The following is a 17,209-nucleotide window of genomic DNA, read 5'->3' as shown; positions in this document are numbered from 1 at the left end:
CCATGAGTCCGCAGCACCGAATCGCAGAACGGATATCGACCGCTGCGCAGAGCGCGCACGTCTTCCTCGCAACGGCGGAATCGCTCACCGGCGGGCAGATCTCGTGCATTCTCGGCGCGGCGCCCGCCTCCTCCGACTGGTATCGGGGCAGCGTGGTCGCGTATTCCAGCGAAGTGAAGCACCGGGTGCTGAAGGTGCCGGACGGTCCCGTCGTCAGCGAGGCCAGTGCCCGCGCGATGGCCGGAGCGGTCGCCGAACTGCTCGGAGCCGACATCGCCGTCGCGGTGACCGGTGCGGGCGGCCCCGACCCTCAGGACGGGCAACCGCCGGGGACCGTCTGGTTCGGACTCTTCGCTCACGGCCGCATCGACACCGAGATGCACCGATTCGACGGTGAACCGCAGGACGTCGTGACCGCAACGACCGACCGTGCCCTGGAACTGCTCGAGCAGGCGTTGGTCTCCGCGCCCGGTCGAGTTCCTCCGCCGCTCGCATAGATCTCCGAGAGTCGGGTATTCGTCCGAACGGGCACCGCTACACCCGAGGAGGAATTCCGTGCCGAAGACCACCGACAGCGGCAAGCCGAAGAAGAGCGAGCTCCCCGAGACGCTGAAGAAGTCGTCCGAGAAGGCGCAGCGCACGTTCGCCAAGGTGTACGACTCCGCAATGGATCAGTACGGGGACGAGGAACGGGCGCATCGCGTCGCGTACGACGCCCTCAAACACAGCTACGAGAAGGTCGGGGACCACTGGGAGGCCAAGGACGAGAAGGGCCCGTCGGACGAGCGCGCGAAGAGCGGCGGCCCGAACGCGTCCGGTGAGACGGCCGAGGGAGTCGACGCCAATGCGAGCAAAGACCATCTCGTGCACATCGCGCAGCGGCTCGACATACACGGCCGGTCCACGATGACCAAGGACGAACTCGTCGACGCGATCGAGAAGGCGAACCGGAGAGCCCGATGAGAGCCGTGACGTGGCAGGGCAAACGGAAGGTCAGCGTCGACACCGTCCCCGACCCCGTGATCGAACAGAAGACCGACGCGATCGTCGAGATCACCACCACCAACATCTGCGGCTCCGACCTCCACCTGTACGAGGTGCTCGGCGCGTTCATGAGCGAGGGCGACATCCTCGGCCACGAACCGATGGGCATCGTCCGCGAGGTGGGGTCCGAGGTGACCGACGTGAAGGTCGGCGACCGGGTGGTGATCCCGTTCCAGATATCCTGCGGCAATTGCCACATGTGCGACCGAAAGCTGTTCACGCAGTGCGAGATCACCCAGAACCGGGACGAGGGTACGGGTGCGGCGCTGTTCGGGTATTCGAAACTGTACGGGAGCGTTCCCGGCGGCCAGGCCGAGTATCTTCGGGTGCCGCACGTGAAGAACACCCACATCACGGTTCCCGACGGCCCACCGGATTCGCGCTTCGTGTACCTGTCCGACGTGCTGCCGACGGCGTGGCAGGCCGTCGAGTACGCGGACATACCCGACGGCGGTTCCGTCGTCGTTCTCGGGCTCGGGCCGATCGGTGACATGGCGGCACGCATCGCTGCGCACAAGGGTTTTCGTGTCATCGGCGTGGATCTCGTGCCCGAGCGTCTCGCCCGCCCGCAGGCACGACACATCGAGACGGTCGACCTGACCGACGCCGAGGGCGAACTCGGCGACGTGATCCGGGAGATGACCGGCGGCCGCGGCCCCGATTCCGTCATCGACGCCGTCGGCATGGAATCGCACGGCTCCCCCGGCGCGAAACTCCTGCAACAGGTCACGTCGTACCTGCCCGACGCCCTCGCGGGCCCGCTGATGTCGACGGTGGGAATCGACCGGCTGCACGCCCTGTACTCGGCCATCGACATCGTGCGGCGCGGCGGCACCCTCTCGCTCATCGGGGTGTACGGCGGAATGGCCGACCCGATACCGATGCTCACCCTGTTCGACAAGCAGATTCAGGTGCGGATGGGCCAGGCCAACGTGAAGCGGTGGGTCCCGGACATTCTGCCGTTGCTCACCGACGCCGACCCCCTGGGCGTCGACATGTTCGCCACTCACGAACTGCCACTGGACCACGCGCCGCACGCGTACGAGATCTTCCAGAAGAAGGAAGACGGCGCTGTGAAGATTCTCCTGAAGCCGTAATGCCTTCTCTGTGGCTCGATCACGTCGCCGGGCACCGCGGTGCGGTCACCGGGCGGTCATGGGACGAACGTGGACGGTACGACACCGTGGTGGTGGGCGCGGGGGTGACCGGACTGATCCTCGGGTTGCTGCTCGCCCGTGCGGGACAACACGTCGCCGTCGTGGAAGCGCGGACCATCGGCGCCGTCACGACGGGGAACACCACGGGCAAGGTCAGTGTGCTGCAAGGTACCCGGCTCGCCGAGATCGGCCGACGTCACGCGGTGCACATCCTGCGGTCGTACGTCGAGGGAAATCTGGAGGGCCAGCAGTGGCTGCTCCGGTACTGCCACGACCGCGAGATTCCCGTCGGTACGGCACCGGATTTCACGTTCGCGCAGACCGAGTCCGGCGTCGACGCGGTGCGCGCTCAGTACACGGCCGCCCGATCGGCGGGCCTGCCCGTCCGCCTGGTGCCGGAACTCGACATCCCGGTGCCCCGCGTCGACGCCGTCACAATCGACGACCAGGCGTTCCTGGACCCGATGCCCGTTCTCCATGCGGTGGCCCGCGACCTGATCACGCACGGCGGCGACGTGTTCGAGCACCGTCGCGTGACATCGGTCCGGACGCTGGTGCGATTCCACGTCCTGTCGACGCCGGACGGCGACATCGAAGCCCGCCGTGTGGTTCTCGCGACGGGAACGCCGATCCTCGACCGCGGAGGATTCTTCGCGCGGCTGACGGCGGAGCGATCCTATGCGGCGGCGTTCCGGGTGCCGGGCGGTGCCCCCGGCGGCATGTACCTGACCGCCGATCAGCCCACACGGTCGCTGCGCCCGGCCGACGACGGCCGTGTTCTGGTCGTCGGCGGCAACGGTCACGACGTCGGGCGAAGCACGTCGCCACAGGCCGCGGTCGACGATCTGCTGGCCTGGACCGGCCGTCACTTTCCCGGGGCGACGCCGACCCACCACTGGTCGGCGCAGGATTACTCCTCGCTGAACGCGCTTCCCTACGTCGGCCCACTGGTTCCCGGCAGAGACGGCATTCTCGTCGCGACGGGGTACGGAAAGTGGGGACTCTCGAACGGCGTCGCCGCCGCTCTTGCGCTCGCCGGACGCATTCTCGGTGGCCACATGCGGTGGGCGGAGGCCTTCCAGAGCTATTCGCCGACGCAGCTTTTCGACCTTCCCGCGGCGGTGAAGGCGAACGGCGAGGTGGCGAGGGAGATGGCTGCGGGCTGGGGCGACGCACTCGTGGGGAGACAACGCGGGAAGGGCCGGGCTCGCATCGTGCGAGAGGGACTGCTGCCCGTCGGCGAGTACACCTCGAACGGTCACACCGAGCGGGTCTGCGCCGTCTGCCCGCACCTCGGTGGTGTGCTCCGCTGGAACGATGCGGAGGCGTCGTGGGACTGCCCGCTGCACGGGTCCCGATTCACTGCCGGCGGAACACTTCTCGAGGGCCCCGCAACCACCGATCTCCGACGGCTCTGATCCCCACCCGATTGGCCGCGGGCCACCTGGGTACCCGTCGCTTGTTCCCACGAAAGGAAGGAAGTGCCCATGACATCGGCAGAGACACTTCGCGGCCGGAAGGTCGCGATCCTGGCCACCGACGGCGTCGAGGAAGTCGAACTCGTCGAACCCCGGAAGGCCGTGGAGGACGCCGGCGCGGAGGTCCGGCTGATCTCGTTGTCCCCCGGCAAGATCCAGGCCATGAACTCGGATGTGAACGCGGCAGGCACCTATGCCGTCGACGCCGTCGTCGGCGACGTGTCGGTCGCCGACTTCGACGCATTGATCCTGCCGGGCGGTACCACGAACCCCGACCACCTCCGGATGGACGCGTCCGCCGTCGCCTTCGTCCGCGACTTCGTCGATTCGGGCAAACCGGTGGGCGTGATCTGCCACGGACCGTGGACGTTGGTCGAGGCCGACGTCGTCCGCGGCCGCACTCTCACGTCGTATCCCAGCGTGCGCACCGACATCCGCAACGCGGGCGGAACCGTGGTCGACGAGGAAGTGGTGGTCGACAACGGGTTGGTGTCGAGCCGCAACCCCGACGACCTACCCGCGTTCTGCGCGAAGATCGTCGAGGAATTCGCCGAGGGCCGCCACCCACAGTGACCTCGCCGGGCCTGGATCAGCCGGCATCCGGGACCGTCACCACCACTCGGGTGCCCGATCCGGGTGAGGACGTGACGTCGAAGGTGCCGCCGAGGCTTTCGACCCGCACGATGTGCGAGGCCAGTCCGATGTGCCCCTGCGCCACCCGTTCTGGGACGACGGCCGGGTCGAATCCGGCGCCGTCGTCGGCGACCGTCAGCGTGGTCCGCCCGCCGGCGCGGGTGAGTGCGAGTTCGATCGTGGTGGCGCGGGCGTGCTTCGACACGTTGGTGAGCAGTTCCCGCGCCACCCGGTAGAGCAGCTCCTGGCAGTCGGGGTGACCGACGTCGTCGACGCTCACCGTCATCTCGAACCCCCGCCGGGCGTAGAGATCCGCGAGCTCGCGCAGCGCCGCGGTGAGGCCCAGCTGCGCGAGGACCTGCGGATGCAGTGTGGTGACGGTGGACCGCAGCTGCGCCGCGGTCTCGCGGAGGGCGGACTCGGCGGCGACGAGCATGTCGTCCGGGTTCCGCTCCAGGGCCTCCTCCACATCCAGCCGGGCGGCCAGCACATTCTGCAGGGGCCCGTCGTGGAGGTCCTCGGCCAGTTGCCGTCGCTCGCGTTCCTCGGCACCCATCGATTCGGCGATCAACTGCCTGCGCACATCCATCAGCGAGATCACCGTCGCAGAGCGCCGGACCAGCACGTACGACAACGCCGTCGTCGCGGCCGCGAGCCACAACAGGAAACCGAAGTAGAGGTACACCTCGTCGGGGAAGCCGACTGCGTCGTCGCGCTTGGAGTAGACGATCCACACCACCTGGTACCCGACGGCGGTGCAGACGCCGACGATCGCCGTCAGACGCGGCCGGTACTGAAACGCCACCGAGATCGGCAACAGGAAGAACACCGGGAGCAGCACCGACGTCGCGCCGCCGGAGACGACGCACAACGCCACCACCGCGGTGACGTCCGCGGCCGTGGACACCCAGCCCGCCCACGGTCCGACGTCCCGCACCAGGACGAAGATCAGCCAGCCGAGAGCGACCGCCGCATACCCGATCAGCAGCCCCGCGAAGACGTCGGGTTGCCAGTGCGTCACGCGGATCACCGGTCCGAGCAGCGCCATCAGACCGATCAGCGGTAACCGGAGTATGGCGGTCACCCGGACCGCCTCGGTGCTGTAACGACGAACTACGCGACTCTGGGACGGATGCGGCACGTCACTCCAGCAAGCCGCGTCGCATCGCCTCGGCCACCGCGGCGGCGCGGTCGCTGACCCCGAGCTTCTCGTAGAGGCGCTGGACATGGGTCTTGACCGTCGACGGCGCCAGGTACAGCTCACCGGCGATCGTGGGAATGCTCTGCCCGCGCGCAATGAGCGCCAGCACTTCCTTCTCCCGACCGCTCAGCGCCGGCCCGACCGGTTCACTGCGACGACGCACCTCGCCTGCCAGTCCGACCGCGAGGGAGGCGGGGAGGACGTCGCGGCCCTGTGCGCAGTCCAGGACGGCTTTCACGATCTCCGCCCGGGTCGACTCCTTCGGCAGGAATCCCGCCGCCCCCTCCTGCAACGCGTGGTACACGATCGCGGATTCGTCGTGCGCAGACAGCAGCAGCACGCGCGTGGCGAGTTCGGCTCGTCGCACGGCCGCCGCCACCTGGGAACCGTCGAGCTCCGGCATCCGATAGTCGAGCAGTGCGACGTCGGGGGCGAGTTCGCGGATCAGGGCGAGCGCCGCCGCACCGTCGTCCGCCTCACCGACCACCTCGATGTCGCCACTCGCGAGGAGCGCACGGACGACACCGTCCCGAAAGATCGGGTGGTCGTCGCCCACCACGACCCGCACGGCGCTCACGGCGTGGTCCGATGCGAAGCGACTCCAGCGAAGTCCATTGCTCACTTTCTCACGAGAGCAGGCCCGCGCGGAGCACTTCGCGGGCCCGCTGTCCCCCGATCGGTGGACACCGGATTCATCCCGCCCTCCGTCCTGTCGGTGGACAGACGACGGCGCGCATTCACGACATAGTTGACACACACCGGAAACGGGGAGATCGGAAACCGAAAACCCCACGGCCCCAGACGTTCCACCCCAAAGCGTCAGACCCCCGAAGTTCCAGAACCCAGGAGAAGCCATCATGCGCACCACCGCCCGTCGCCGCGTCGCACTCTTCATCGCACTGCCCGCCACCGCAGTGGCCGTCACCGGATTCGCCATCGCCGCCGCCGGGGTTGCCACGGCGGGCACGATGCCGACATCGGGACCGACGATCGCGATGACGATCAGCAACGACACCGACCTGCCGATGGTCCTCGCGGGTTCGTCGAACCCCTACGGGCAGTGGATTCAGGCGCCGTCGGACTACCTCGCCCCGCACAGCAGCCAGATCGTGAAGGCATTCTCCACCGACCCGAACGGCGTCGAGGTGGATGCCACGTACTCGCTCCCCGGCGGTGCCCAGGCCGTGTTCCGCGCCGACAACTACAGCAACACGACCGACGTGGACGGAACCCGCGTCGACGCCAACTACGGCCACGCCTACGGCATCAGCAGCTGGATCGACTCGGGCTACCCGAACATGAACGCCGGCTACCACCTGTACGGACACCCCTGACAGCCGATCCCGACCATCCACCGAACACTCGACGAAAGCCGCAGAACATGATCATGCACGTCACCGAGACCCCCACCCCCACCGTCTCCCGCACGATGTGGACCACCGAGGAGATCAAGGCACGTCTCGAGGAGATGAACATTCCGCGATCACGCACCCGTCGCGGGCCCCGCTGGGGCAACCGCGACCGATAAGCCGGGGGTTGGGGCCCGATGTCGCACTGGTTCACTCCGACAGGACCAGTGCGACATCGGTTCGGTTCACCCGAGAGATCGCCGGGTCAGCGCTGGTGCCGCGGCTTCCACACGACGAGCGCGTTGCTCCGCGGGATCGGAACGAGGTCGCGCCGGTACCCGGCGTGAATCTTCGCGATCTCCTCGGCCAGCTCGCGAACCCTGTGCTGCAGAGCCTCCACCTGGTTGGTGAGTTCGATGATCCGCTTGATCCCGGCGAGGTTGACACCCTCGTCCTGCGAGAGGCGTTGCACCTCGCGGAGCAACGCCACATCCCGCGGCGAGTACCGTCGGCCGCCACCGGACGTGCGGTGCGGGGTGACGAGACCGAGCCGGTCGTAGTTGCGCAACGTCTGCGCATGCATGCCGGCGAGTTCCGCGGCCACCGAGATCACGAAGATCTGGGCGTCCGGATCAACGGCGCTCTCGCGTGGATCCTGAGTCGTATCGCTCATCAAGCACCCGCCCACCCGGCCCTCGGATCGAATCCGCTGGCCTTCTCTGCTTCCAGATAGGTCTTCAATGCTTCGGTGGCCGGGTCGTCGAGCTTCTGCGGAACGGCGACCTTGACCGTGACCAGTAGGTCACCGGCGCCACCGGCACGCTTGGGGACGCCTCGCCCGCGCACCCGCAGAACCCGGCCGTCGGCGGTGCCCGCAGGAATCTTCACACCGACACGCCCCTCCAAGGTGGGGACGGAGACGGTGGTTCCGAGCACGAGCTCACCGTAACTGACGGGAACGACGAGCGTGAGGTCGTCGCCGTTGCGGCCGAACACCTTGTCGGGACGCACCCGGACCGTGACGAACAGGTCGCCGGACGGTGCGCCGCGCAGGCCGGCCTCACCCTGGCCTGCCAGCCGGATCTTCTGTCCGTCACTGACACCCGCGGGGACGCGGACGGTGATGGTGCGAGTCCGGTTGGTGACGCCGTTGCCGTGGCACACCTCGCACGGCGAGTCGATGATGGAGCCGGTACCGCGGCAGTCGTCGCACGGCTCACTGAACCCGAACGCGCCCTGGTTGCGGCTGACGATTCCGGTCCCGTTGCAACGCGGGCAGACTCGCGGGCTGGTTCCCGGCTTGGCACCGCTGCCGTGGCAGGTGGTGCACGGCGACGGGCTGGTCAGACGCAGCGGAACCGTGACGCCGAGCGTGGCTTCGCGGAATTCGAGGGTGGTCTCCGTCTCGACGTCGCTGCCACGACGGGGACGGTTGGTCGTGCGGGTCGCGCCGCCGCCACCGGCGCCGCGATTGAACAGGCCACCGAAGATGTCGCCGAGGCCGCCGTCACCGGCCGCCGCGCCGCCGCCACCGAACAGGTCGTTGATGTCGAATCCGCCCTGGCCGAAACCACCGGCTCCGGGGTTGAATCCGCCGCCGCCCTGCCCGAAACCGCCGCTCGCGAACAGTCGCCGGGCCTCGTCGTATTCCTTGCGCTTGGCAGGGTCCGAGAGCACGGCGTGTGCTTCGCTGACGGACTTGAAACGCTCCTCGGCCTTCGTGTCGCCGGGGTTCGCGTCGGGATGAAGGTCGCGGGCGAGTTTGCGGTACGCCTTCTTGATCTCGTCCGCGGATGCGTGGGACGAGACGCCCAGCTCCTTGTAGAAGTCCTTTTCGATCCACTCCCGTTGGCTCACTGGGCGTCTCCTCCTCTCGCTCTTACTCTTGTTCCGACTCGGCGGGCTTCGCCGCCTCGTCGGAGGTGTTCGCGCCGGCATCGCCTGCGCGATCGATCACAGCTACCATCGCATGCCGCAGGACGCGATCACCGAATTTGTAGCCCTTTCGCATCACCGTGCCGAGAACGGGGTCGTGTCCCTCGCCCTCGTGCTGCACTGCCTCGTGCAGCGCCGGATCGAATGCGTCGCCCTCGGCGCCGAACTCGCTCAGGCCGAGCGACGTGAGAGTGCCGGTGAGCTTGTCTGCCACACCCTTCAGCGGCCCCGAGTCGAGGTCGCCGTGGCTGCGTGCACGGTCGAGGTCGTCCAGCACCGCGATGAGCTCACCGACGACGGACGCCTTGGCGTTCGCGATGTCGGCCTGCTTGTCGCGCTGGACGCGGCGGCGGTAGTTGGCGTACTCCGCCTGCAGTCGTTGCAGGTCGGCGGTGCGCTCCGCCAACTCGTCCGTCTCCGGAGCTGCCGTCTCCGGCAGGGCCCCTTCGTCCACCGAGCCGGGCTGCGGGGCGGCAGCGGTGCCCGCGAGGGGCTCCACTACCGGCTCCGCGTCCCGTGTCCGACCGGTCTCGGGGTCGATCTTCCGCTTGTCCACGAAAGTGACCGGTTCCTGCTCGGTGTTGTCGGACGTCACTTCTTCTCCGAGTCGGACGGCTCGTCCACGACCTCGGCGTCGACGACGTCGTCGGCACCATTCGCGCCGGAGCCGTCGGTGTTGGCGGCTTCCTCAGCGGCACTGGCCTCGTAGATCGCCTGGCCGAGGGCCTGCGACTCGGTGGCCAGCTTCTCGACCGCGGTCTTGACGGCCGCGATGTCGGTGCCTGCGAGAGCGTCGTTGGCTTCCTTGATTGCAGCCTCGACCTTCTCCTTGACGTCGGCGGGCACCTTGTCCTCGTTGTCCTTGATGAACTTCTCGGTCTGGTGCACCAGCGACTCGGCCTGGTTGCGCACCTCGGCCTCTTCGCGGCGGGCCTTGTCTTCCTCGGCGTGAGCCTCGGCGTCCTTGACCATCCGCTCGATCTCTTCCTTCGACAGACCGGAGCCGTCCTGGATCTTGATCGTGTTCTCCTTGCCCGTGCCCTTGTCCTTGGCGGTCACGTGCACGATGCCGTTGGCATCGATGTCGAAGGTGACCTCGATCTGCGGCACGCCACGCGGGGCGGGCGGCAGGTCGGCCAGCTCGAACGAGCCGAGCAGCTTGTTGTGCGAGGCGATTTCGCGCTCACCCTGGAACACCTGGATCTGCACCGAAGGCTGGTTGTCGTCAGCGGTGGTGAAGGTCTCGGAACGCTTGGTCGGGATGGTGGTGTTGCGCTCGATGAGCTTGGTCATCACGCCACCCTTGGTCTCGATGCCGAGGGACAGCGGGGTGACGTCGAGGAGCAGCACGTCCTTGACCTCGCCCTTGAGGACACCGGCCTGCAGGGCGGCGCCGACGGCGACGACCTCGTCCGGGTTGACGCCCTTGTTGGGCTCACGGCCACCGGTCAGCTCGCGCACCAGATCGGAGACTGCGGGCATACGGGTGGAACCACCGACGAGCACGACGTGGTCGATGTCCTTGACGGCGATGCCGCTGTCCTTGATCACGGCCTGGAACGGCGCGCGGGTGCGGTCGAGGAGATCGGACGTGATCTTCTGGAACTCGCTGCGGGACAACTGCTCGTCGAGGAACAGCGGGTTCTTGTCCGCGTCGACGGTGATGTAGGGCAGGTTGATCGACGTGCTCTGCGACGAGGACAGTTCGATCTTGGCCTTCTCGGCAGCCTCGCGGAGACGCTGCAGTGCCATCTTGTCCTTGGTCAGATCGATGCCGTTCTGAGCCTTGAACTTGTCGACGAGCCACGTGACGATGCGCTCGTCCCAGTCGTCACCACCGAGGTGGTTGTCACCGGACGTGGCGCGAACCTCGACGACGCCGTCGCCGATTTCGAGCAGCGAGACGTCGAAGGTGCCGCCACCGAGGTCGAAGACCAGGATGGTCTGTTCCTTGTCGCCCTTGTCCAGGCCGTAGGCCAGTGCGGCCGCGGTGGGCTCGTTGACGATGCGCAGGACGTTGAGACCGGCGATCTGGCCGGCTTCCTTCGTGGCCTGACGCTGGGCGTCCTCGAAGTACGCGGGGACGGTGATCACGGCGTCCGTGATGTCCTCACCCAGGTACGCCTCGGCGTCGCGCTTCAGCTTCATGAGCGTGCGCGCGCTGATCTCCTGGGGCGTGTACTTCTTGCCGTCGATCTCCACGTTCCAGTCGGTACCGATGTGGCGCTTGACGGAGCGGATGGTGCGATCGACGTTGGTGACGGCCTGGTTCTTGGCGGGCTGGCCGACCAGCACCTCACCGTTCTTGGCGAAGGCGACGATCGACGGGGTGGTGCGTGAACCTTCGGCGTTGGCGACCACTACGGGCTCGCCGCCTTCCAGCACAGACACGACCGAGTTCGTTGTACCGAGGTCGATACCGACGGCACGAGCCATAGTGTTCCTCACTTTCGTTTTGCAGTCCTGTGGGCAGGTTTTTCATTACTGAACTGCGATGTTGGCGCTTAGTGAGCGCCCTCCGCTCAAGTTTGCACTCCGACACCGTCGGGAGTCAATTCGAACTTGAGTCTTGCACGCTCATGTTGTCGTAAGGCTCAACGGAGGGGTGCGGAGATTTGTTCCCGGATGCCCACATCTTTTTTCGGCGCCTTGTTTCGAGGCCTTCCCGTAGCGAGGCCGCCGACGCGGACCCGCGCGTCGGCACGCCACGCTACGGCAGGTCGATAGGATCGCAGCGTGACGACACCCGAACAGCCGCCACGCCGGCCCGAACCGCCGCGACCCGTACCGCCGCGTCCGGAGTTCGCGGTCAGCCCGCTGCGCGCCACCCCCACCGATGACACCCCGAAGGCCGTCGCGGTGTCGCTGTCCGCCTGGGTGGGATCGTTCGTCGTTCTCGCCGGAATCGCCGGCGCCATCGCGCTCGACCTGGGCGCCGTCCGCGACGCCCTCGAGGCGTCGGTCGCCGCGGACAATCCCGGGGACTCCGCGACGGACATCACCGACACGGTGAACCTGACGCTGATCGGCAGCGGTGCCATCGCCGTCGTCCTGATCCTCCTCGGACTGCTGGGCATACAACTCCTGCGCGCCCGGAAACCGGCGGGCCAGATCACCCTCGCCGTCGTCGGCGTCCTCAGCGTCGCCGGCGGAGTGGGCCTGTGGACCCTGCTGTCCGACGCCGGTGACGCGACCGCCGGTGTGCTGCAATGGGCGCCGCTCGCCTACAGCGCCCTCGTCGCGGTGGGAGTGCTCGCCCTGTTCGCTCCCGGTGTGTCTCCGTGGCTGCGCCGGAACCGCTGACCGGACTCACACCTGGCACGGATCGGTGCTGCCGTGGAACTCCGGGTCCGGGTCGTATTCGCGGTTGGACGTGCCCGAGTACTCGAGATCGGGGTCGTACTCGTCGTTGGTCGTCCCCGTGAAGTCGGGGTCCGGGTCGAACTCGTCGTTGGTCGTGCCCTCGTAGGAGGAGTTGCAGGCCGGGTGGGCGGCAGCGGTCTGGGTCACGGACGCGGCGCCGAACACGAGAGCCACGGCTGCCAGTGCGGTCATCGTCGTGCGGATCATGATGATTCCTTTCATCGGTGGGCTGATCATCGGTGGGCTGGGCGGACTCCGAAGAGAGAACCGGGCGGGGTCACCCGGGTGCGGGCTGGTGGGGCATCGCAGGTTCGCCCGCGCCGATCCGGCTCGACCCGGCGATATCGAGATGGCGCGTCACCGTGGGGGTACCCAGATAAGGGCCCGCAACACCCGGCGCGAGCGGTGGAATCGTCAGGGCTCGCCTGAATTCCATCTGCCCGCCGGCGTCGCTCTCCGCGGCGGTCGAGGCGTATGCGAACGTGCCGACTCCCACCGTGACGGCGACGAGGACGGGCGACACCATGCCGCTGAGAACGCGGGGCCACACGCGTCGGCGCGAAGGCCGGGGCGCCGGTGTCGGAGAGTCGAAGTTCATACCGAGAATCCTTCGCGGCGGACGCTTTCCGCACATCCAGGAAGGCACCCAACTTGGACCCCGAGAAAAACCCTGAGAAGGCCTTCCTAATGAGGACCGTTTCTGACCTCAATTGCTTCTACTGTTCTTCTCATGACCACTTCGCAGAAGTCCCCGGCCACCGGTGAGCGCGCCGACCTCCTCCAGATCCTCCAGGAGCAGCGAGCCACCCTGTTGATCACCGTCCGCGGCATCGACGACGCACAGGCACGGCAGCGTTCGACCGTCAGCGACCTGACGCTCGGCGGACTGATCAAGCACGTGTCCCACACGGAAAAGCACTGGGTCGAAACCATTCTCGAGCCGGACGAGAACGCGGAATTCGACATGGAGTGGGCGATGGAGAAGTACTACATGCGCGACGACGAAACCCTCGAGGGACTGCTCGCCGAGTACGCCGAGGTGGCCCGCGCGACGGAGGCCGCCGTGGCCGGCCTCGACGACCTGGACGTGCTCGTCCCCCTGCCCACCGCACCCTGGGCACCCGAGCGGCAGTGGTGGACGATCCGCCGCACCCTGCTCCACATCATCCGGGAGACCGGCCACCATTCCGGTCACGCCGACATCATCCGGGAATCCCTCGACGGCGGAAACACCACCATGCAGATGGGCGCCGACGCGGGCATGGAGTTCTGACCCACCTGGCAGAACAGACGAAAACACCTCACCGGGTTCGGGTTCCGGTGAGGTGTTCTCTTCTCAGCATGTGGCGTTTCGAGTGTTGACTTACCTCCTGCGGTCCAACCTTTCGCCGACTGGTGAAAACCATGGTGCCCCGCCGCGGGGGCACCGGCTACCTACCCCAGGGGTACGGTTCCCCACCCGGGACCCAACCCATTATCAGGTGGCCCTTACCTCAAAGTGGTACTCGCCTCCCCAGCTTCTTCTTGCCCAGAAAAAGTCATTTTGACATCCTCCTCGACCCTGGGGTCGGGATTTTCTACCGCAGCCGGTCGGCTACCTCGGTGGGTTCCTGCTTCGCCGCGCTGCGCCGACATCGCTGCCGGTCTTACCCTCGCTCCATAGGCGTTTAGTCTCTCGGCGCGTCCCGCCGCGAGGATATTCTTGGCTGCATTGTGGTCTCGGTCGTGGACGGAGCCACATCCGCAAGTCCACGCGCGGACGTTCAGTGGCTTCCTTTCACCGACAGTCCCACACGTCGAACACATCCTGGTTGACGGAAACCACCGATCGATACGATGGAATGTGCGTCCATAACGGATCGCTTTGTACTCGAGCATCGACGGGAAAGCTGACCAGCCGGCGTCGTGAACTGACTTCGCCAACCGCGTGCGAGCGAGACCGTTCACGGCCAAATTCTCCATATACACCGCTTGGTTATCGCGAATGATGCTGGTCGAAGTCTGGTGATGAAAGTCCCTGCGTGCATCGGCGACCCTGGCGTGCAGGCGAGCGACCTTGCGAACCGCCTTTCGTCGGTTGTTGGATCCTTTCTGTTTTCTCGCCACCTCTCGCCGGGCTCTTTCGATCCTGCATTCGGCGCGGCGGAGCAGGCGGGGGTTCTCGACAACTGTGCACTTCATCGGCGTCCAACACGCGATGATCGAAAAGTTGCAAAATTGTTCGTTTGTGTTGACTTTCGAAGGGCAGAGGACAGAATCGGATCTGGACTCACCGAACTCCAGTGACCAAACCTCGGGCTGCACGCGTTGCCCGGGACAGCAGTCCTGTACGGAATCCGTCCCACCATTCCCGGTGGGCTGGTGACACGGGAGAACCGGGAAGGACTCGTCGATGACCGTGCGTGACGAACAGGATGCGCGGGAGACCGGGACACGGCTCCGGATGCGCAAGACCCGGACGACCCTCGCGGACGGCCGCGAACTGATCTACTTCGACGACTCGGAGCCGTACGTGTCGGGCGGAGCCACCCGCGAGCTGGTGGATTCACGTCCGCTGCCGCCGGCGGTGTCGCAGGCGCAGATGCGGTTCGACGTGCTCACCGGGGAATGGGTGGTCATCGCCGCCCAGCGGATGGACCGCACGTTCCTGCCGCCGCCGGACGCGTCGCCGCTCGCCCCGAGTGTGCCGGGCAAGGCGCCCACGGAGATTCCGGCCGACGACTACGACGTCGTGGTGTTCGAGAACCGTTTCCCGTCTCTGGCGACGGCCGCCGCCGAGCAGGACCTTCCGGACTGCGTCGACGGAGAAGCGTTGTGGCCGTTGGCACCGGGAGCGGGCAGATGTGAGGTCGTGTGCTTCACCAGCAACCCGGATGCCGCCTTCGCCACCCTGAGCGTCGCCCGGGTCCGCACCATCGTAGACGTCTGGGCCGACCGCACCGCCGAACTGTCGGCGCTGCCGGGGGTCCGGCAGGTGTTCTGCTTCGAGAACCGAGGCAAGGAAATCGGCGTCACCCTCACCCATCCGCACGGACAGATCTATGCCTACCCGTACCTGCCGCCCCGCACGGACGCGCTGATCCGGCGCTCCCGCGAGCACTTCGAGAGCACCGGGCGGCTCCTGCTCGCCGACGTCCTCGACGCCGAAACACGATCCGGCAGGCGCGTGGTCCTGGCCGCCGAACAGTGGACCGCGTACGTTCCCGCCGCCTCGCGCTGGCCGCTGGAGGTGCATCTCGCACCGCACCGCGACGTCCGTGACCTCACCGAACTGTCCGAAGACGAGCGCGACGAACTCGCCCACGTCTATCTCGAACTGCTGCGGCGGGTCGACCGGTTCTTCGAGGGTGTCGACGCCGTGCCCTACATCGCCGCGTGGCACCAGGCGCCCGTCGGCCAGGACCGCCCACTCGGACGCCTGCACCTGCAACTGTTCTCGATGATGCGGTCCCCCGGCCGGATGAAATACCTGGCGGGATCCGAGTCCGGGATGGGGGCGTGGGTCAACGACACCACCCCCGAGCGCATCGCCGACCGGCTGCGGGAGGTGGCGTCGTGAGTGCGGCGCAGTGGGTCGCCCCCGTCCACGCCGCCGCGGTCGCGGGCCCCGCGGAGGCGTTGTTCCGCAGCACGTTCGGCGGCGCCGCGGACGGCGTCTGGACGGCACCAGGCCGGGTCAACCTCATCGGTGAGCACGTCGACTACGCCGGCGGACTGGTTCTGCCGTTCGCGCTCCCCTACGTGACCGTCGTCGCCGTCCGCGTGCGCGGCGACGGGATCCTGCACGCCGTGTCCACGCACACCGGCGAGTCCTGGCACGGTCCGCTCGACGACGTCGCCCCGGGCCATCCGGCCGGCTGGGCCGCGTACGTCGCCGGGGTGGTGTGGGCGCTACGCCGGTCCGGACACCTCACGGCGGGAACCGGTTTCGACGTCGCAGTGCATTCGACTGTCCCCGTCGGCTCCGGGCTGTCGAGTTCGGCCGCGCTCGAGTGCGCCTTCGCGCTCGCCGTCGCCGACCTCGCCGGCCTGCCCACGGACGACGCCGGCCGCCGGCCGCTGATCACCGCGTCCATCCTCGCGGAGAACGAGATCGCCGGCGCGTCCACCGGCGGCATGGACCAGTCGGTCGCGATGCTCGCCCGCCCCGGCCACGCCCTGCTCCTCGACTGCCGGGACGGCGCCACCCGGCACGTTCCGCTCAACTTCGACTCCGCGGACGCCCGGCTGGTGGTCATCGACACCAACGCGCCGCACCGGCTGGTCGACGGCCGGTACGGCACCCGGCGGGCCACCATCGAGAAGGCCTGCGCCGACCTCGGCGTCGCCACCCTGCGCGACGTCGCCGACACCGACACGGCCGTCGCGGCGCTGAGTTCCCCGGCAGCACAGCGGGTCCGGCACGTCCTCGGCGAGATCCGCCGCGTCCGGGAAGTTGCCGACCTGCTCGAGCGCGGCCGGATCTCCGACATCGGCGACGCCCTGAACCGCTCGCACGCCTCGTTGCGCGACGACTACGAGGTCAGCTCCGTCGAACTCGACTCCGCCGTCGACGCCGCCCTCGAAGCCGGGGCCTGGGGTGCGCGGATGACCGGCGGCGGTTTCGGCGGCTCCGCGATCGCCCTCGTACCCGCCGACCGGGTCGACGCCGTCGCCGAGAACGTCGCCCGACGCGCCGGCAGCGCGTCCCTGCCCGTCCCCCAGTTCCTGCACGCCGAGCCGTCGGGCTCGGCGCACCGACTCTGAGATCCCCTTCGACGACCACGACCAGGTGGAGGCGGTGACCACGGGCGACTACGACCAGGTGGAGGCCATGACCATGGGCGACCGCGTGGCCGTTATGAAAGCGGGCATCCTGCAGCAGCGGTCCTCATCGCGTCCGGCGAACGTGTGCAGGCCGAACTGGGCTGGCGACCGAGACACACGGACCTCGATTCGATCGTGGCCGATGCGTGGACGTATCTGCAGTCGCTGGGCGCGCGGGAACGCTACCGTGGTGCAGTGCGGTCGTGACGAGGCGTGTCGCGTCCCGTCGACCGCGAGAAGGAG

General features: G+C 67.7%; 20 protein-coding genes and 1 pseudogene. 12 read left to right on the top strand and 9 right to left on the bottom strand.

What is annotated here, in order from left to right; genetic code table 11:
- Nucleotides 1-2: 2 nt before the first annotated feature.
- The 5 genes from PSR88_RS27995 to PSR88_RS27975 all read left to right on the top strand — a co-directional run bounded on the left by PSR88_RS27995 (nucleotide 3) and on the right by PSR88_RS27975 (nucleotide 4,252).
- Nucleotides 3-497 (top strand): CinA family protein, encoded by a 495-nt coding sequence (locus PSR88_RS27995; protein WP_009478768.1) that lies wholly within the window; start codon nucleotides 3-5, stop codon nucleotides 495-497.
- Between the two features lie 58 nt (nucleotides 498-555).
- Nucleotides 556-963, top strand: coding sequence for a ChaB family protein (locus tag PSR88_RS27990; protein ID WP_009478767.1), 408 nt, complete (start codon nucleotides 556-558; stop codon nucleotides 961-963).
- The gene (locus tag PSR88_RS27985) at nucleotides 960-2,141 is read left to right on the top strand and encodes a zinc-dependent alcohol dehydrogenase (RefSeq protein ID WP_016883559.1); all 1,182 of its coding nucleotides are present in this window, start codon (nucleotides 960-962) and stop codon (nucleotides 2,139-2,141) included. The genes PSR88_RS27990 and PSR88_RS27985 overlap by 4 nt, the downstream gene beginning before the upstream one ends.
- Nucleotides 2,141-3,619 (top strand): FAD-dependent oxidoreductase, encoded by a 1,479-nt coding sequence (locus PSR88_RS27980; protein WP_016883560.1) that lies wholly within the window; start codon nucleotides 2,141-2,143, stop codon nucleotides 3,617-3,619. Before PSR88_RS27985 ends, PSR88_RS27980 begins: the two co-directional genes overlap by 1 nt.
- Before the next feature lie 69 nt (nucleotides 3,620-3,688).
- The gene (locus PSR88_RS27975) at nucleotides 3,689-4,252 is read left to right on the top strand and encodes a type 1 glutamine amidotransferase domain-containing protein (protein WP_016883561.1); all 564 of its coding nucleotides are present in this window, start codon (nucleotides 3,689-3,691) and stop codon (nucleotides 4,250-4,252) included.
- Between the two features lie 16 nt (nucleotides 4,253-4,268).
- Here PSR88_RS27975 and PSR88_RS27970 read toward each other — a convergent pair whose 3' ends face one another.
- Both PSR88_RS27970 and PSR88_RS27965 read right to left on the bottom strand, forming a co-directional pair.
- Nucleotides 4,269-5,453: a sensor histidine kinase gene (locus tag PSR88_RS27970; RefSeq protein ID WP_016883562.1), complete on the bottom strand. Its 1,185-nt coding sequence runs from the start codon at nucleotides 5,451-5,453 to the stop codon at nucleotides 4,269-4,271.
- A 1-nt stretch (nucleotide 5,454) separates the two neighbouring features.
- Nucleotides 5,455-6,081, bottom strand: a complete 627-nt coding sequence (locus PSR88_RS27965) for a response regulator (protein WP_025432069.1) — start codon at nucleotides 6,079-6,081, stop codon at nucleotides 5,455-5,457.
- Between the two features lie 289 nt (nucleotides 6,082-6,370).
- On the opposite strand from PSR88_RS27965, the gene PSR88_RS27960 reads away from it, so the two are divergent.
- Nucleotides 6,371-6,847: a hypothetical protein gene (locus PSR88_RS27960; RefSeq protein ID WP_009478762.1), complete on the top strand. Its 477-nt coding sequence runs from the start codon at nucleotides 6,371-6,373 to the stop codon at nucleotides 6,845-6,847.
- Nucleotides 6,848-6,894: 47 nt separating this feature from the next.
- Complete coding sequence (locus PSR88_RS27955) at nucleotides 6,895-7,041, top strand: hypothetical protein (protein WP_009478761.1); 147 nt, start codon at nucleotides 6,895-6,897, stop codon at nucleotides 7,039-7,041.
- Nucleotides 7,042-7,127: 86 nt separating this feature from the next.
- Here the strand turns inward: PSR88_RS27955 and PSR88_RS27950 are convergent, their stop codons facing one another.
- Genes PSR88_RS27950 through dnaK form a run of 4 tightly spaced genes read right to left on the bottom strand, consistent with a single transcriptional unit; the run spans nucleotide 7,128 to nucleotide 11,233 of the window.
- Nucleotides 7,128-7,535 (bottom strand): heat shock protein transcriptional repressor HspR, encoded by a 408-nt coding sequence (locus tag PSR88_RS27950; RefSeq protein WP_011597686.1) that lies wholly within the window; start codon nucleotides 7,533-7,535, stop codon nucleotides 7,128-7,130.
- Entirely contained in the window at nucleotides 7,535-8,719 is a 1,185-nt protein-coding gene (gene dnaJ / locus PSR88_RS27945) for a molecular chaperone DnaJ (RefSeq protein ID WP_005238348.1), read from the bottom strand. Before dnaJ ends, PSR88_RS27950 begins: the two co-directional genes overlap by 1 nt.
- A gap of 22 nt (nucleotides 8,720-8,741) precedes the next feature.
- Nucleotides 8,742-9,392, bottom strand: coding sequence for a nucleotide exchange factor GrpE (grpE, locus tag PSR88_RS27940; protein ID WP_009478759.1), 651 nt, complete (start codon nucleotides 9,390-9,392; stop codon nucleotides 8,742-8,744).
- A complete protein-coding gene (gene dnaK, locus PSR88_RS27935) occupies nucleotides 9,389-11,233 on the bottom strand; it encodes a molecular chaperone DnaK (RefSeq protein WP_009478758.1) in 1,845 nt (614 codons plus the stop codon). The genes grpE and dnaK overlap by 4 nt, the downstream gene beginning before the upstream one ends.
- Before the next feature lie 300 nt (nucleotides 11,234-11,533).
- Here dnaK and PSR88_RS27930 point away from each other — a divergent pair, with 300 nt between their 5' ends.
- Complete coding sequence (locus tag PSR88_RS27930; protein WP_009478757.1) at nucleotides 11,534-12,100, top strand: hypothetical protein; 567 nt, start codon at nucleotides 11,534-11,536, stop codon at nucleotides 12,098-12,100.
- 6 nt (nucleotides 12,101-12,106) lie between these two features.
- On the opposite strand, the gene PSR88_RS27925 is transcribed toward PSR88_RS27930, so the two are convergent.
- Together PSR88_RS27925 and PSR88_RS27920 are read right to left on the bottom strand one after the other, a co-directional pair.
- Nucleotides 12,107-12,367 carry a hypothetical protein gene (locus PSR88_RS27925; protein WP_237724132.1) on the bottom strand — a complete coding sequence of 87 codons (261 nt, stop codon included), beginning with the start codon at nucleotides 12,365-12,367 and terminating at the stop codon, nucleotides 12,107-12,109.
- 70 nt (nucleotides 12,368-12,437) lie between these two features.
- Complete coding sequence (locus tag PSR88_RS27920; RefSeq protein ID WP_237724133.1) at nucleotides 12,438-12,758, bottom strand: hypothetical protein; 321 nt, start codon at nucleotides 12,756-12,758, stop codon at nucleotides 12,438-12,440.
- 132 nt (nucleotides 12,759-12,890) lie between these two features.
- Here PSR88_RS27920 and PSR88_RS27915 point away from each other — a divergent pair, with 132 nt between their 5' ends.
- On the top strand, nucleotides 12,891-13,433 hold the full coding sequence (locus PSR88_RS27915) for a DinB family protein (RefSeq protein ID WP_009478755.1): 543 nt from the start codon (nucleotides 12,891-12,893) through the stop codon (nucleotides 13,431-13,433).
- Nucleotides 13,434-13,648: 215 nt separating this feature from the next.
- Here PSR88_RS27915 and PSR88_RS27910 read toward each other — a convergent pair whose 3' ends face one another.
- A complete protein-coding gene (locus PSR88_RS27910; RefSeq protein ID WP_202801320.1) occupies nucleotides 13,649-14,341 on the bottom strand; it encodes an RNA-guided endonuclease InsQ/TnpB family protein in 693 nt (230 codons plus the stop codon).
- A 211-nt stretch (nucleotides 14,342-14,552) separates the two neighbouring features.
- On the opposite strand from PSR88_RS27910, the gene galT reads away from it, so the two are divergent.
- The 3 genes and pseudogenes from galT to PSR88_RS27895 form a co-directional block, all read left to right on the top strand.
- Nucleotides 14,553-15,719, top strand: coding sequence for a galactose-1-phosphate uridylyltransferase (gene galT / locus PSR88_RS27905; RefSeq protein WP_016883565.1), 1,167 nt, complete (start codon nucleotides 14,553-14,555; stop codon nucleotides 15,717-15,719).
- The gene (galK, locus tag PSR88_RS27900; RefSeq protein WP_016883566.1) at nucleotides 15,716-16,906 is read left to right on the top strand and encodes a galactokinase; all 1,191 of its coding nucleotides are present in this window, start codon (nucleotides 15,716-15,718) and stop codon (nucleotides 16,904-16,906) included. Before galT ends, galK begins: the two co-directional genes overlap by 4 nt.
- 117 nt (nucleotides 16,907-17,023) lie before the next feature.
- Nucleotides 17,024-17,173 (top strand): annotated as a pseudogene (locus tag PSR88_RS27895) (UDP-glucose 4-epimerase GalE); the annotation flags it as partial.
- Nucleotides 17,174-17,209: the final 36 nt, after the last annotated feature.

Source organism: Rhodococcus sp. DK176, from assembly GCF_038447315.2.
Taxonomy (GTDB): Bacteria; Actinomycetota; Actinomycetes; order Mycobacteriales; family Mycobacteriaceae; genus Rhodococcus_F; species Rhodococcus_F jostii_A.
This window is presented reverse-complemented; position numbering and strand designations above follow the sequence as displayed.